This is a genomic window from Streptomyces sp. SS8, from assembly GCF_054072955.1.
Window position 1 is genome coordinate 239,280 of record NZ_JBSVCZ010000006.1, and the last position, 14,502, is coordinate 253,781.

General features: G+C 74.7%; 16 protein-coding genes. 6 read left to right on the plus strand and 10 right to left on the minus strand.

Annotated features, from left to right (window positions below; genetic code table 11):
• Positions 1–46: 46 nt before the first annotated feature.
• Positions 47–1,213: an Mrp/NBP35 family ATP-binding protein gene (locus ACW69E_RS08830; protein ID WP_457497607.1), complete on the plus strand. Its 1,167-nt coding sequence runs from the start codon at positions 47–49 to the stop codon at positions 1,211–1,213.
• A 90-nt stretch (positions 1,214–1,303) separates the two neighbouring features.
• Here the strand turns inward: ACW69E_RS08830 and ACW69E_RS08835 are convergent, their stop codons facing one another.
• The 5 genes from ACW69E_RS08835 to sigE form a co-directional block, all read right to left on the minus strand.
• Positions 1,304–1,945 carry a hypothetical protein gene (locus ACW69E_RS08835; RefSeq protein WP_457497608.1) on the minus strand — a complete coding sequence of 214 codons (642 nt, stop codon included), beginning with the start codon at positions 1,943–1,945 and terminating at the stop codon, positions 1,304–1,306.
• 172 nt (positions 1,946–2,117) lie between these two features.
• Positions 2,118–2,591 carry a sec-independent translocase gene (locus tag ACW69E_RS08840; RefSeq protein ID WP_457497609.1) on the minus strand — a complete coding sequence of 158 codons (474 nt, stop codon included), beginning with the start codon at positions 2,589–2,591 and terminating at the stop codon, positions 2,118–2,120.
• Positions 2,592–2,712: 121 nt separating this feature from the next.
• Positions 2,713–4,233, minus strand: coding sequence for a S1C family serine protease (locus ACW69E_RS08845; protein WP_457497610.1), 1,521 nt, complete (start codon positions 4,231–4,233; stop codon positions 2,713–2,715).
• A 258-nt stretch (positions 4,234–4,491) separates the two neighbouring features.
• Positions 4,492–5,460 carry a zf-HC2 domain-containing protein gene (locus ACW69E_RS08850; protein ID WP_457497611.1) on the minus strand — a complete coding sequence of 323 codons (969 nt, stop codon included), beginning with the start codon at positions 5,458–5,460 and terminating at the stop codon, positions 4,492–4,494.
• A complete protein-coding gene (gene sigE, locus ACW69E_RS08855) occupies positions 5,457–6,227 on the minus strand; it encodes an RNA polymerase sigma factor SigE (RefSeq protein ID WP_457497612.1) in 771 nt (256 codons plus the stop codon). Before sigE ends, ACW69E_RS08850 begins: the two co-directional genes overlap by 4 nt.
• Positions 6,228–6,378: 151 nt before the next feature.
• Between sigE and ACW69E_RS08860 the strand changes: the two genes are divergently transcribed.
• Positions 6,379–7,077, plus strand: coding sequence for an O-methyltransferase (locus tag ACW69E_RS08860; RefSeq protein WP_457497613.1), 699 nt, complete (start codon positions 6,379–6,381; stop codon positions 7,075–7,077).
• A 161-nt stretch (positions 7,078–7,238) separates the two neighbouring features.
• On the opposite strand, the gene ACW69E_RS08865 is transcribed toward ACW69E_RS08860, so the two are convergent.
• Complete coding sequence (locus ACW69E_RS08865; protein ID WP_014137929.1) at positions 7,239–7,406, minus strand: DUF3117 domain-containing protein; 168 nt, start codon at positions 7,404–7,406, stop codon at positions 7,239–7,241.
• Positions 7,407–7,695: 289 nt separating this feature from the next.
• Here ACW69E_RS08865 and ACW69E_RS08870 point away from each other — a divergent pair, with 289 nt between their 5' ends.
• Positions 7,696–8,484: an enoyl-CoA hydratase/isomerase family protein gene (locus ACW69E_RS08870; RefSeq protein WP_457497614.1), complete on the plus strand. Its 789-nt coding sequence runs from the start codon at positions 7,696–7,698 to the stop codon at positions 8,482–8,484.
• Positions 8,485–8,543: 59 nt separating this feature from the next.
• Here ACW69E_RS08870 and ACW69E_RS08875 read toward each other — a convergent pair whose 3' ends face one another.
• A complete protein-coding gene (locus tag ACW69E_RS08875) occupies positions 8,544–9,143 on the minus strand; it encodes a DNA-3-methyladenine glycosylase I (protein WP_457497615.1) in 600 nt (199 codons plus the stop codon).
• The gene (locus tag ACW69E_RS08880; RefSeq protein WP_457497616.1) at positions 9,140–9,586 is read right to left on the minus strand and encodes a DivIVA domain-containing protein; all 447 of its coding nucleotides are present in this window, start codon (positions 9,584–9,586) and stop codon (positions 9,140–9,142) included. The genes ACW69E_RS08875 and ACW69E_RS08880 overlap by 4 nt, the downstream gene beginning before the upstream one ends.
• Before the next feature lie 129 nt (positions 9,587–9,715).
• On the opposite strand from ACW69E_RS08880, the gene folP reads away from it, so the two are divergent.
• Entirely contained in the window at positions 9,716–10,576 is an 861-nt protein-coding gene (folP, locus tag ACW69E_RS08885; protein WP_093847921.1) for a dihydropteroate synthase, read from the plus strand.
• Positions 10,577–10,632: 56 nt separating this feature from the next.
• Here folP and ACW69E_RS08890 read toward each other — a convergent pair whose 3' ends face one another.
• Entirely contained in the window at positions 10,633–11,433 is an 801-nt protein-coding gene (locus ACW69E_RS08890; RefSeq protein ID WP_457497617.1) for an LOG family protein, read from the minus strand.
• A gap of 157 nt (positions 11,434–11,590) precedes the next feature.
• The gene (gene dapE / locus ACW69E_RS08895; protein ID WP_457497618.1) at positions 11,591–12,709 is read right to left on the minus strand and encodes a succinyl-diaminopimelate desuccinylase; all 1,119 of its coding nucleotides are present in this window, start codon (positions 12,707–12,709) and stop codon (positions 11,591–11,593) included.
• A gap of 83 nt (positions 12,710–12,792) precedes the next feature.
• On the opposite strand from dapE, the gene ACW69E_RS08900 reads away from it, so the two are divergent.
• Both ACW69E_RS08900 and ACW69E_RS08905 read left to right on the plus strand, forming a co-directional pair.
• The gene (locus ACW69E_RS08900) at positions 12,793–13,722 is read left to right on the plus strand and encodes a hypothetical protein (protein ID WP_457497619.1); all 930 of its coding nucleotides are present in this window, start codon (positions 12,793–12,795) and stop codon (positions 13,720–13,722) included.
• A gap of 462 nt (positions 13,723–14,184) precedes the next feature.
• Positions 14,185–14,502: ATP-binding protein (locus ACW69E_RS08905; RefSeq protein WP_457497620.1), on the plus strand; the 318-nt coding region annotated here is incomplete at its 3' end.

Consider the following 14,502-nt stretch of genomic DNA (forward strand, 5'->3'; position numbering starts at 1 on the left):
ATCCGCCGCCTTCGGCGCCGGCGCCGGTGCGCCGTACCATCGGGGCATGGCTACTGACACGCCCGCGGCATCCAGCCCAGCCCCCACCGAGGACGCGGTCCGCGCCGCGCTCGCGACCGTCGACGACCCCGAGATCCACCGCCCGATCACCGATCTGGGCATGGTGAAGTCGGTCGAGATCGGCGACGGCGGCTCGGTCGCGGTCACGGTCTATCTGACGGTGTCCGGCTGCCCGATGCGAGAGACGATCACCGAGAACGTGACCCGGGCGGTCCGCGGTGTGGCGGGCGTCACGGACGTGACGGTCTCCCTGGACGTGATGAGCGACGAGCAGCGCCGCGAGCTGGCGGCCACGCTCCGCGGCGGGCAGGCCGAGCGGGAGATCCCGTTCGCCAGGCCCGGCTCCCTGACCCGCGTCTACGCGATCGCCTCCGGCAAGGGCGGCGTCGGCAAGTCCTCGGTGACGGTCAACCTGGCGGCGGCGATGGCGGCCGACGGGCTGAAGGTGGGCGTCGTGGACGCCGACATCTACGGCCACTCGGTGCCGCGCATGCTGGGCGCCGACGGCCGCCCCACCCAGGTCGAGAACATGATCATGCCGCCGTCCGCCAACGGTGTGAAGGTCATCTCGATCGGCATGTTCACCCCGGGCAACGCCCCGGTGGTGTGGCGCGGGCCGATGCTGCACCGCGCGCTCCAGCAGTTCCTGGCCGACGTCTACTGGGGCGACCTGGACGTGCTGCTGCTGGACCTGCCGCCGGGCACGGGCGACATCGCCATCTCGGTCGCGCAGCTCGTCCCCAACGCCGAGATCCTGGTGGTGACCACCCCGCAGCAGGCGGCCGCCGAGGTGGCCGAGCGCGCCGGGTCCATCGCGGTGCAGACCCATCAGAAGATCGTGGGCGTGGTCGAGAACATGTCCGGGCTGCCCTGCCCGCACTGCGACGAGATGGTGGACGTCTTCGGCACCGGCGGCGGCCAGCGCGTCGCCGACGGGCTGAGCCGGACCACCGGCACCACCGTGCCCGTGCTCGGCTCGATCCCGATCGACGTGCGGCTGCGCGAGGGCGGCGACGAGGGCCGGCCGGTCGTGCTGACCGATCCGGACTCCCCCGCGGGCTCGGCGATCCGCTCGGTCGCGGGCAAGCTGGGCGGGCGCCAGCGCGGACTGGCGGGCATGTCGCTGGGGATCACCCCGCGCAACAAGTTCTGAGCGGCCCTCCCGCGCGTTTCCCCGTACGCCCGCGCACCCGGCGGGCGTACGGGCACCGGGCAGGCGTACCGGCCCCTGGCTGCCGGGTGTTCAGCGCTCGTACTCGCCGAGGTCCTTGATCACCGAGAAGCCCAGCCCGTACGCGCTCATCCCCCGCCCATAGGCGCCGATGTGCACGCCCTCGTGCGCGGGGCCGGCCAGCACCCACCCGTACTCCGACTCCCGGTAGCGGAAGTCGGTGGGGACGCCGTCGACCGGCAGCGAGAGGGTGGACCAGGCGGAGCCGCCCAGGTCGTCCGCCAGTTCCCAGGCGACCGCCGTCTGCTGGTCGAGCCAGTCCTGTCTGAGCCCGCGCTCCATCTGCGACGGCCATGTGCATGACAGCAGCCCCGATCCGGCCAGCCACGCGGCCGACGAGACCGAGGTGGCCTCCAGGACCCCCGTGCCGTCCGGGCTGCTGCGCACCGGGCGGTCGGCGACCGTCACGACGACGGCGAAGCGCCGGCCCTCCGGACCGGACTCGGCCCGGAAGGAGGGCTCGTCCCCGTGGCCGGTCGAGCCGTGCTCGACCGTTCCGTCCGCGGCGGCTCCCACCCGCATCAGCCAGCGCGGGCCGGTGAAGGCCTCGTCGAGGCCGTACCAGGGGAAGCCGGCCATCAGGTAGCCGTCGATCACCCGGTCCGCCCCGGACGCGGGTGCGTCTCTCGGCCCTACCCGGCCCGTCGTCTCCATCTGCGCGACGCCTCCTCGTGTGCCCCGTGTCGTGGGAGGCCCGCCCCCCTCGGACGGCCCGACCCCGGACACAGGGAGGATAGCCACCCTCGTGCGCCGAACCGGGCAGGACCGGCTGCGGAGTACGGGAGGTGGCCCTCCCGGTTCACCGGCGGGGCGGCCCCGGGCGGCCTCAGGTGGCGTCGGCGTCGTACGGCGGGAGGTCGGTCCCGGGCGCCGGGCCGTCCTTGCGCAGGTCGACCGCGGGCGCCGGGCCGTCCTTGCGCAGGTCGACCGCGGAGCCGCCCTGGGAGGATGCCGCCGGACCGCCCGGGGTGATCTCCCTGCCGTTGACCGCGTCCGTGACCTCGGCGAGCTCCTGGCGCAGGTCGAAGCCGTTGCGGATCTCCTTCAGCCCCAGGTCCTCGTTCTCCAGCAGGTGCTTGCGCGCGAAGTTCCTGGGGTTGAGGTCCTCGAAGTCGAAGTCCTTGAACTCCGGCCCCAGTTCCCTGCGGATGTCGTCCCGGGCACTGTCGGAGAACTCCCGGACCTTGCGGATGAACCGCGCGGTGTCCTGGATCACCTTCGGCAGCTTCTCCGGACCGAAGACGAGGATCGCGAGGATGACGAGAGCGATCAGCTCGAGGGGTCCTATGTCGAAGAACACCGTTCAGCTCCCTCATGTGCGTCCACGACCCGTGCGGCCACAGTCACGGTACCCGGCGCGGGTGCGGGTTGGGAGTCGGCGGGGCGAACAACCGCCGTCGTGGCGGCAGGCGTGACGGGTCTCACGGGCCGGCCGCCGAACCGAGGACCACCTCCACCGAGCGCCGGCCGCCACCGCGCTCGACCGTGAGCTCCAGCCGGTCGCCGGGGCGGCGGGCGCGGATCCTGGCGATCAGCTCCTCACCGCTGCGCACCCGGGCGCCGCCCACCTCGGTGATCACGTCGCCCTCCTCGATGCCGGCCGTGTCGGCCGGCCCTCCCGGCACGACCGCCGTGCCCTCGCGCCCGGCGGGCAGACCGACCCGGGCGCCCTCCGCGGGGTGTCCCATGTCGACGGTGACGCCGAGCACGGGATGGGTGGCGCGGCCGGTGTTGATCAGTTCCTCGGCCACCCGCCTGGCCTGGTTGACCGGAATGGCGAAGCCCAGGCCGATGCTGCCGCCTGTGTCCGCCCGGGGCAGGCCGCCGCCCGCGGAGCGGATCGCGCTGTTGACGCCGATCACCCGGCCCCCGGTGTCCAGCAGCGGGCCGCCGGAGTTGCCGGGATTGATCGGGGCGTCGGTCTGCAGCGCCTCCACGTGGCTGGGGCCGCCGCCCCCGCCGTCCCCCTCGCCGCCCGCGGTGACGGGGCGCTCGGTGGCGCTGACGATCCCGGTGGTGACCGTGCCCGCCAGGCCGTACGGCGCGCCGATCGCCACGACCGGGTCGCCCACCCTCACGGAGTCGGAGTTGCCCAGCGGCAGCGGGCTGAGGCCGCTGACCCCCTCCACCCTCAGCACGGCGAGGTCGTAGCCGCTGTCGGTGCCGACGATCTCGGCGGTGGCGCTCTCACCGCCGTGGAAGACCACCCTGATGCCGCCGTTCTCACCCCCGCTCCCGGCGGGCTCCACCACATGGTGGTTGGTGAGGAGATGACCGCGGCCGTCCAGGACGAAGCCGGTGCCGGTGCCCGACTCCCCGGCGCCGCGCACCTGGACGGTCACCACGCCCGGCAGGGCCCGCTCCGCGACGCCGGCCACGCTGTCCGGGGCCCGGCCGGTGTCCTGTACCGGTGCCTGGGAGAGCCGGACGGTGCCGATGTCGCCCTGGCGCTGCGCGTACGCCCCGATGCCGCCGCCCACCGTTCCGGCGACCAGTGCCAGCAGGACGGCCCCGGCGACGGCCGTACCCGGCCGGCCGCGGCGCGGCGCGGGGGCTTCCCGGTGCGGCGGGGGCGCGGTGCGCGGGACGGCCCGGTGCGGGGCGGCGGCGGAGGGCGGCGCCCATGGGTCGTAGCGCGCGAAGGCGTCCGTCGGCGCGGCGGGGCCGGTGGCGCGCTCGGGAGCGGGCACGGCGGCCTGCCTCCGGGGCGGCAGCAGGGTGCCCCGGGCCGGCGTGGCCTCGGGCCGCTGGACGGGCGGGGCCGGAGCCCAGGGGCCGGGGCCGCCGTAGGGCGGGGTGCCGTACGGATCCTCTCCGTGCAGCGGAACCGGCACGCTCCGGGGTGTACGGGTGCCTCCCGCCACCGGACGCGGGGCCGAGACCCCGCGTGGACGGCTCCACCACGTCGGCCGCTGTCCGGCGGCCGCCTTCCCCTCGTCCATGTTCTCCCCAGCATCGGCCCGCGTCGCGCTCCGTGCGGACTCGCACCACATTCCCACGATTCAACCAGTTCCGCCCCCGCCGGCGAAGCCGGACCGGCCGGGCCCCCGCGCGGTTTCCCCCGCGGGGGCCCGGCCGGGCGCGTCACCGCCCCCGGCGGTACGCCGGGGGCGGCGGGGTTCACAGGGGGTCGTGGAGGCATGCGGGGGTATGGACGGGCCGCGCGTACCGGCGGCCCGTACGCGCGGCACCGGGGAGGGTCAGCGGCCCGGCGGGAGCGTGGGCGCCGCAGTGGCGCCCACCGGGGCGGTTGCGGTGGCCGAGGGGACCGCGGTCGAGGGGACCGCGGCCATGGGGGTCGCCGCGACGAGCGGCTGCCTGACGGACTCCTGCCGCTCCGGCGGCCCCTCATCCGGATCCGGCGGCGTCCCGTACTGCGTGGGGTGTATCAGCGGCGGGTGCAGGGTGGGCAGCACGTCGATCACCGGCACCACCGTCAGCTCCTGGGACCGGGGGGCGTAGGCGGCCTCCAGCGGTGACACCGACAGCACGGGCGGCCGCGTCGGCGCCACGGCCGGTCCGCTCGGTGTGCCGCTCGGCCCCTTCCCCGCTCGCTGTCCCGGTCTGCCGCCGCTCCGCTCGCCGCCACGCTCCGTCCCGACGGCCGCCGTGCGCGGTGAGCGGGCGCTCGTACCGCCGTCCCCGCCCGCGGCGACCGTGGAGCCGCCGGTGGCCGCCGAGGTGAGCGCGCCGCCGATGGCGAAGGCCGCCAGCGAGACCGCGCCCGCCGCCGCGAAGGCGAAGCGGCGGCCGCGTGAGGAGGAGCGGTCCGCCTCATGGACCCGGTGGATGCGGAATCCGCGGTCGGGGGCGAGCACGCTGCCGGCCGGCAGGTACTCGAAGTCCCAGGGGGACGAGGAGGCGGAGGAGCCCGGCGGCCCACCCCGGCCCCGCCCGGGATCGTCGTCCAGGCCTCCGGGCAGCCCCTGGAGCCTGGCCAGCAGCCGCTCCGAGGGCGGCGGGGGCGCGGCGTCCGCGAAGACGCTCTTCAGCCTGCGCTGCGCGTCGGCCTCCGCCTTGCAGGTGTGGCAGGTCGCCAGATGCGCCAGGACGCGCTCGCGCGTCTCGTGGCCCAGCTCGCCGTCCACCAGGGCCGCCAGCCGGTCGCCCAGGTGCTGCTCGGCCGGGGTCGGCTCCGGGGCGGGTACGCCGTCGTGTGTGCCGCTCACGCGGTGCCGCCCTCCCCTCCCACGGCGCCGGGGAGGGCCCCGGCCAGAGCGCGCTGCCCCGCACGTGCCCGGGGGGACCGGTGCTTGAGGGCCTTGCGCAGATGGGAGCGGCCGCGGTGGATGCGGCTGCGGACCGTGCCGAGCTTCACGCCGAGCGTCGCGGCGATCTCCTCGTAGGACAGCCCCTCGATGTCGCAGAGCACCACCGCCGCCCGGAACTCCGGGGCGAGGGTGTCCAGCGCCTGCTGGACGTCGGCGTCGAAGTGGGTGTCGTTGAAGTGCTGCTGCGGCGAGGGCTCACGGCTGGGCAGCCGCTCGGCCGCGTCGTCGCCGAGGGCGTCGAAGCGGATGCGCTGCTTGCGCCGCACCATGTCCAGGAAGAGGTTCGTGGTGATGCGGTGCAGCCAGCCCTCGAAGGTGCCGGGGGTGTAGGTGGACAGCGAACGGAAGACCCGGACGAAGACCTCCTGGGTCAGGTCCTCGGCGTCGTGCTGGTTCCCGGTGAGGCGGTAGGCGAGGCGGTAGACCCGTGCGCTGTGGGTGCTGACGATCTCCTCCCAGGTGGGAGGCGTCCACGCCGGAGCGTCCGCGTCGGTTGCGAAGGTCGCGGTGGTCACGGAGTCGGCGGCGTGGCGGTGGTCAGCGGTGTCGTTCACGGATTTCGGCTCGCCGGAGGACCTGAGGAAGCGCCTGAGCACTTTCCGGTCGCCGGCCGCAGCCGCACCTCCCCTGTCGGCTCTGGTGGTGTCCAGTGGAGTCCCTACCATAGCCACCTCGCCCGTTAGCTCCGGATAAGCTTCTTTGACCCTCTTGCGGCCGAGTGCCATGTACCTTCCCCCGCCACTCGCCGTACGGCTCACACACAACCAACGCGCGGTCCCATCTGCGGGTTCCCGGCGCCAGCGGATACAGTCACGGTTGCGGGCACCACGGGGACAGGAGAGGGCGATTACCGGCAACCGGCAGACGAGCTGGGCGTTCGCCGACGCGTACGGCGCGGAGAACGTCCAGCACGCCGAGCGCTCCGAGCACTCGGCGGCGCTGCGCTGGGCCCGCGACCGGGCCCGGGAGGCGGGCCTGCGCGCGGTGTCGGACGGCACGGGCGCCGCGCTGCGGCTGCTGGCCGCGGCCGTGGACGCCAAGGCGGTCGCCGAGATCGGCACCGGCACCGGGGTGTCGGGCATCCACCTGCTGCACGGCATGCGGCCCGACGGCGTGCTGACGACCGTGGACACCGAGCCGGAGTGCCAGCAGATCGCCCGCCAGGCGTTCCGCGCCGCGGGCTTCGCGGCCAACCGCGCCCGCTTCATCCCCGGCCGCGCCCTGGACGTCCTGCCCCGGCTCGCCGACGGCGGTTACGACCTGGTCTTCTGCGACGGCGACCGAATGGAGTGCCTGGAGTACCTGGGCGAATCGTTGCGCCTGCTGCGCCCGGGCGGACTGGTCTGCTTCGAGGGCGTCTTCGCCGACGGCCGCACCGTCGACTCCTCCTCCCAGCCCGCGGAGGTCCTCCGACTGCGCGAGCTGCTGCGCACCGTCCGGGACAGCACCTCGCTGCTGCCCTCGCTGCTGCCGGTGGGCGACGGCCTGCTGTGCGCGGTCAAGCGCCACCACTGACCGCGCCGCCGACCGCCCCCGGGAGAGCGCGGCCACCGGCCACCGGCGCAGCCGGGCCGGCCGGCCGACAGCACACCGCCGCCCCCGGGACCGTGCTCTCCCGGGGGCGGCGGTGGTGGTGCGAAGGCGGTGTGCGCCGGAGGTCTGTCTTCGATCGCTCCTCAGCCGCAGGCCTTCTTCAGAGCTTCGCCGAGTGCATCCGCCTCGTCAGGGGTGAGCTCGACGACGAGTCGTCCACCGCCTTCGAGCGGAACGCGCATGATGATGCCCCGCCCCTCCTTGGTCACCTCGAGCGGGCCATCGCCCGTCCGCGGCTTCATGGCCGCCATGCTCGTTCCCCTTCCTGAAACCAGCTGATCTCAGCCGGGCAACCCAGGTGTCGCCGGCGTCGAACACATTGCTTCTTGGCCATTATCCCGCATCGCACGACCTCATGACCAACATCGGTCCGTATCCCTTGCACAACACCCTCGCGCAAAACCACCCAATTCGGGGATCGGACTGCAATACTGCGCCCTTTCTCCCCACGGAAGGCGCCGCGGCCGTTTGACGCAGGTCACACGCGGCTCGCCCGCGGGCCCGTATCGGCCCCCGCCGTTCCTTGCCATGCTGGCCCCCATGTCAGACAACGTCGTCTACGAAGTTTCCGGAGGGCTGGCGACCGTCACCCTCAACCGCCCCGACGCCATGAACGCGCTCGACACCGCGCTCAAGGAGGCGCTGCGGGACGCCCTGCGGGAGGCGGCCGGCGACCCGGCGGTGCGCGCGGTGCTGCTGACCGGCAGCGGGCGGGCGTTCTGCGTCGGGCAGGACCTCAAGGAGCACGTCGAGGAGCTGCGGCGCAGCGGCGGCGCCGCGCTGGACACCGTGCGCGAGCACTACAACCCGATCACCCTGGCGATCGCCTCCATGCCCAAGCCGGTGGTGGCGGGCGTCAACGGCGTCGCGGCCGGCGCGGGGGCGGGGTTCGCCTTCGCCGCCGACTACCGGGTGGTCGCCGACACCGCCGCCTTCAACACCTCCTTCGCCGGGGTGGCGCTCACCGCCGACTCCGGGGTGTCCTGGACCCTGCCGCGCCTGGTCGGTCCGGGCCGCGCCGCCGAACTGCTGCTCTTCCCGCGCAGCGTGAAGGCGCCGGAGGCCCTGGAGCTGGGCATCGCCAACCGGGTCGTCCCGGCCGACCGGCTGGCGGCCGAGGCCGAGGACGCGGCGCGGCGGCTCGCCGAGGGGCCGACGGTCGCGTACGCCGCGCTCAAGGAGTCCCTCGCCCACGGCTCCTCGCACTCACTGGCCGAGACGCTGGAGAAGGAGGCCGAACTCCAGGCCCGGGCCGGCGCCTCGGAGGACCACAGGGCCGCGGTGGAGGCGTTCGTCGCCAAGGAGAAGCCCGTCTACCGCGGCCGCTGACGCCCCGTCGGAGAGCGTCCCGCGCCCGGGACACCGGACGCTGGGCGCGGGACGCCGGTTCAGCCGGCGGCGCGCGGGGTGCGGGCGCAGCAGTCCGCCAGGTGGTCGTCGACCAGGCCGCACGCCTGCATCAGGGCGTAGGCCGTGGTCGGGCCGGTGAAGCGGAAGCCGCGCCTCTTCAGCTCCTTGGACAGCGCCGTGGACTCCGGCGTGATCGCGGGCACCTCGGCGAGCGTGCGCGGCGCCCGGCGGCCGGCCGGGTCGGGGGCGTGGGACCACACCAGGGCGTCCAGTTCGCCCGGCTCCCACTCGGCCGCGACCCTGGCGTTGGCGATGGTCGCGTCGATCTTGGCGCGGTTGCGGATGATGCCCGGATCGGCGAGCAGCCGTTCCCGGTCGGCGTCGGTGAACTCCGCCACCTCCGCGATGCGGAAGCCCGCGAAGGCCGCCCGGAAGCCCTCCCGCCGGCGCAGGATGGTCAGCCAGGACAGCCCGGACTGGAACGCCTCCAGGGACAGCCGCTCGAACAGCGCGTCGTCGCCGTGCACCGGGCGGCCCCACTCCGTGTCGTGGTAGGCGGTGTAGTCCCCGGCGGACAGGCTCCACGGGCAGCGCAGCCGCCCGTCCGGGCCGGGGAGCGCCCCGCCCCCGGCGGTCACCGCGGCTCCCCCGGTCCGCCGGGCTCCTCGCCGGGCGCGGTGCCGGACTCGGTTCCGGCCCCCGTGCCGGGGCGGTCCCCGGGGCCGCCGCCGGGCTCACCGAACATACCGGGCCCGCCCAGCGCCGCCGCCTGCGTGCCCGCCAGCGACGCCTCCAGTTCGGCGATCCGGGCGTCTCGTTCGGCCAGTTCGGCGCCGAGCCGGTCCAGCACGTCGTCCACCTCCTCCATCCGGTAGCCCCGTACGGCCTGCGGCAGCCGCAGCGCCTCCAGGTCGGAGCGGTTCAGAGGGCGGTCGGGCGGCAGCCATGCCTCGGTCCGGTCCGGCAGGGCGTCGGCGAGTCCGCCCGTCGCGGTGCGGCCCGGCCCGTCGCCGCCCCCCACCACGGCGAGCGCGACCGCGGCGACCACCACGACCAACGCGATCAGCAGAAACCAGAACACGCCATCTCCCCGGGTCCGACACGCCAAACGGCAGGTACAGGTCTGCTGTGATCGTGCCACGGCGGGAGGGCTAGGGTCGGCTGCGGGGCACTGCGCGGTGCCGGGGAGCGCGGGAGGAGAGGACGGCGGATGCTGCGGCTGGGACGGCGCGAGTTCGGCGAGCACGAGACGGTGGTCATGGCCATCGTGAACCGGACGCCGGACTCCTTCTACGACAGGGGGGCCACCTTCCGCGACGAACCGGCCCTGGACCGGGTCGAGCAGGCGGTCGCGGAGGGCGCCGCCATCATCGACATAGGGGGTGTGAAGGCCGGCCCCGGCGAGGAGGTCTCCGCCGAGGAGGAGGTGCGGCGCACCGCGGGCTTCGTCGCCGAGGTGCGGCGGCGCTGGCCGGACGTGGTGATCAGCGTGGACACCTGGCGGCACGAGGTGGGCGAGGCGGTCTGCGAGGCGGGCGCGGACCTGCTCAACGACGCCTGGGGCGGCGTGGATCCGAAGCTTGCCGAAGTGGCGGCGCGGTACGGGGCCGGGCTGGTGTGCACCCACACCGGCGGCGCCGCGCCGCGCACCCGCCCGCACCGGGTGGCGTACGACGACGTCATGGCCGACGTGCTGCGCCGCACGGTCGCGCTCGCCGAGCGCGCGGTCGCGGCCGGGGTGCGGCGGGACGCGGTGCTGATCGACCCCGGCCACGACTTCGGCAAGAACACCCGCCACTCGCTGGAGGTCACCCGGCGGCTGGAGGAGATGGTGGCCACCGGGTGGCCGGTGCTGGTGTCGCTGTCCAACAAGGACTTCGTCGGGGAGACCCTGGACCGGCCCGTCAAGGAGCGGCTGACCGGGACCCTGGCCACGACCGCGGTCTCCGCCTGGCTGGGCGCGCGGGTCTACCGCGTCCACGAGGTGGCCGAGACCCGTCAGGTGCTCGACATGGTGGCCTCCATCGCGGGTCTGCGCCCGCCGGCCGTGGCCCGCCGCGGCCTGGCCTGAGCCCTTGTCCGGCGCACCCGGTCCGGCCCCGGTCCGGCCGGGATGCGCCGGACCGGTCAGTCCGGGTCCTCCGGCCGGAACCCGTCCCCCGGCGCGCCACTGCCGGAGGTCTCCTTGGTGACCAGGGCGATCGCCTCGTCCACGTCGTCGGTGAGGTGGAAGAGCTCCATGTCGTGCGCGCCGATCTTCCCGCTGGGCACGACGGTGGCACGCAGCCAGTCCACCAGCCCCTGCCAGTAGTCCGTGCCGAACAGCACGATCGGGAAGCGGGTGACCTTCCGCGTCTGGACCAGGGTGATCGCCTCGAACAGCTCGTCCATCGTGCCCATGCCGCCCGGCAGGACGACGAAACCGCTGGCGTACTTCACGAACATCGTCTTGCGCACGAAGAAGTAGCGGAAGTTGACGCCGATGTCGACATAACGGTTCATCCCCTGCTCGAAGGGCAGCTCGATGCCCAGGCCGACCGAGGTGCCGCCCGCCTCCCTGGCGCCCTTGTTGGCCGCCTCCATCGCACCCGGGCCGCCGCCGGTGATCACCGCGAAGCCCGCCTCCACCAGCGCCCGCCCGATCCGCACGCCGGCCTCGTACTCGGGCGATCCCCCGGGTGTGCGCGCCGAGCCGAAGACGCTGATGGCGGGGCCGATCTCGGTCAGGGTGCCGAAGCCCTCGACGAACTCCGACTGGATGCGCATGACCCGCCAGGGGTCCTGGTGCAGCCAGTCCGAGGGGCCGGCGGTGTCCAGCAGACGCTGGTCGGTGGTGCTGTGCTGCACCTGGCCGTGGCGGCGCAGCACCGGTCCGAGGCGCTGCTCCCGCGGCGCTTCCCCCTGCTCGAACTCCTCCGCACTGGCCATGCCGTACTCCCTATGTCTACGCCGACGTACAGGCCGCCAGGGTACGCAGGCCCGGATCACACGGAGCGGAACTTTCCCGGACGCACCGGCGGCCACCGGATGTCGCGGGGCCCGCACCGGCGGTGCGGGCCCCGCGGATCAGCCGATACCCAGCGGTTCAGGCGGTAAGCCAGGCGCGCAGCCGCTCCTCGCAGTGGCCGATCAGCGCCGTCTCCACCCTCTCGTCGCGCTTGTGCGCCAGATTCGGGTCCCCGGGGCCGTAGTTGACGGCGGGCACACCCAGCGCGCTGAACCGGGAGACGTCCGTCCAGCCGTACTTCGGCCGCACCTCGCCGCCGACCGCCTCGACGAAGGCCGCCGCGGCGGGATGCGTCAGGCCGGGCCGTGCCGGGCCGGAGCTGTCCTCCACCTCGCACTCGGCCACACCGCAGCCGGCGAACACCTCGCGCACGTGGGCGAGCGCCTCCTGTTCGGTGAGGTCGGGCGCGTAGCGGTAGTTGACGGTCACGGTGCACTCGTCGGGGATGACGTTGCCCGCGACGCCGCCGGTGATCCCCACGGCGTTGAGCCCCTCACGGAACTCCAGCCCGTCGACCACCGGCCGCCTGGGCTCGTACGCGGCCAGCCGGGCCAGGACCGGCGCGGCGGCGTGGACGGCGTTGACGCCCTTCCAGCTCCGCGCCGAGTGGGCGCGCTGCCCGGTCATCCGCAGCACGACCCGCAGCGTGCCCTGGCAGCCGCCCTCGACCTGCCCCTCGGAGGGCTCCAGCAGCACCGCGAAGTCCCCGGCCAGCCAGTCGGGGTGGGTCCGTGCCAGGTGGCCGAGGCCGTTGAGGTGGGCCGCGACCTCCTCGTTGTCGTAGAAGACGAAGGTCAGGTCGCGGTTGGGCTCGGGCACGGTGGCGGCGATCCTGAGCTGGACGGCGACCCCGGCCTTCATGTCGGAGGTGCCGCACCCCCACAGCACGCCGTCCTCCAGCCGCGAGGGCACGTTGTCCGCGATCGGCACGGTGTCGATGTGCCCGGCCAGGACTACCCGTTCGGCCCGGCCGAGTGCGGTACGGGCGACGACGTTGTTGCCGTACCGGTCCACGCGCAGGTGCGGCAGGGCGCGCAGCGCGGTCTCGATCGCGTCCGCGAGCGGTTTCTCGTCTCCGCTGACCGAGGGGATGTCGACCAGGCGCGCGGTCAGCGACGCCCCGTCCAGGGTCAGGTCCAGGGCCGGATCCGGGCTCTCCCCGGGGGCGGTTCCCGGGATTTCGGGGGCACTCTCCATGCGGCCGACCCTACCTGGCGCCCGTCCGTGGGATCCGCGTCACGTCCGGGTCCCGGACACGGCGGGGCCGGTACCTTTGTCGCGTGTCCGAGCGAGCTTCAACTCCACGCCGCGGCAGGCTGCTGCGCCTGGCCGCCGCGTGCGTCGTACTGCTCGGACTCGCCGGGTACCTCCTCGTGCGCCACGACCCCGGCGGGTCCGGACCGGCACGCTGCACCGTGACCGCGGCCGGCGGTGAGCCGTACGTCATCGAACCGCAGCAGGCCGCCAACGCCTCGACGATCCAGGCCGTCGCCTCCGCCCGCGGGCTGCCCGAGCGGGCCGTCACCATCGCCCTGGCCACGGCCATGCAGGAGTCGGCGCTGCGCAACATCGACTACGGCGACCGCGACTCCGTCGGTCTCTTCCAGCAACGGCCCTCCCAGGGCTGGGGGACGGCGGAGCAGATCATGGACCCGGTGTACTCGGCCGGGAAATTCTACGAGCATCTGGTGGAGATCCCGGGCTACTCCCGGCTTCCCCTGACCGTCGCCGCCCAGCGGGTGCAGCGCAGCGGCTTCCCCGACGCCTACGCCAAGCACGAGCCGAAGGCGGCGCTTCTGGCCGCCGCGCTGACCGGCCGCCGGGCCGCCGCCCTGAACTGCGTGCCCGCGAAGGCCGCCCCGGAGGAGACGGCCGCCGGCGACCCGGTGCGGGTGCGCGAGCGGCTGGTGCGCGAGTTCGGCGCGGACATCCTGCCGGACGCCCCCGGCATCGACGGCGGCGGCGCCGGGCGCAGCGCGCCCGGTCCGGTGGTCTCCGTCCCCGTCCACACCCCGGCGCGCGCCGGCGGGGCGGACGCCGACCGCCGAGGCTGGGAGCTGGCGCACTGGGCCGTGGCCCACTCACAGGAGCTGGGGATCGAGCGCGTCTCCTACGGGAAGCGGGTCTGGGAGGCCGGCCGGGCCGCCGAGGGCTGGCGCACGGCCGGGGACGAGCCGGGCTCCGAGGTCGTCATCGCCACCTCGCGCTGACCGCCGGCCCGCGCGCCGCCTCCGCCCCGGCTCCGTGCGGTGACGCGGTGACGCGGTGACGCGGTGGCGGAGCGGAGGGGCCGAGGGCGTCCGCCGCGTCACCGCACGGCGTCTCCCCCGTCACCCGAACGGGGGGTCGTACGCCTCTGCCGCCAAGCCCCCGGAAGCCGTCGGTGCGGCCCTGCGGTCCGGTCCGGCCGAGTCGCGGAAAACCCATGGCCGCACCGGGCTCCGGCGCCCTTCGGGAGCCCCTGGGGGCGGCCCCGCCCCCCGCCTCCCCCACCACCGGGGCCACCGGCGCATTGCCAATCCTTTACCCGGACGGCCGCAACCTCCGGGCCTCCCGGCCCGATAGGCACAGCGTCCGGGGGGCGCCGCCCCTGCCGGATGCGCAACGACGCCCTCCGGGCCGGACGGCCCGCGGGAAACCTCAGCAAGCCTCTTCTCCGTCGAAGGAGCAACATGTCCCTCCCCCTCTCGCGCCGGATCGCACGGACCGCGCTGCTGGTCGCAGCGGGCGCCGCCTCCGCAGTCGGTGCGGCCGGTTCCGCGAACGCCGCCGAACTCCTGCCGGACGCCAAGAACCTGGGCGGAGTGAGCAACCTGGACGGCGCGAACCTGGGCGACACCATCGACGACACCTCGCGCAAGGCGAGCACCCAGGTGGCCGACACCGGCGGCAAGGCCGTGAAGAAGACCGTGCCGACCGCGGGCAGGACCGTCGGCGCCGCGGGCAGGACCGCCGTCCCGGCCGTGCAGAGGACCGCCGACGACACGGTG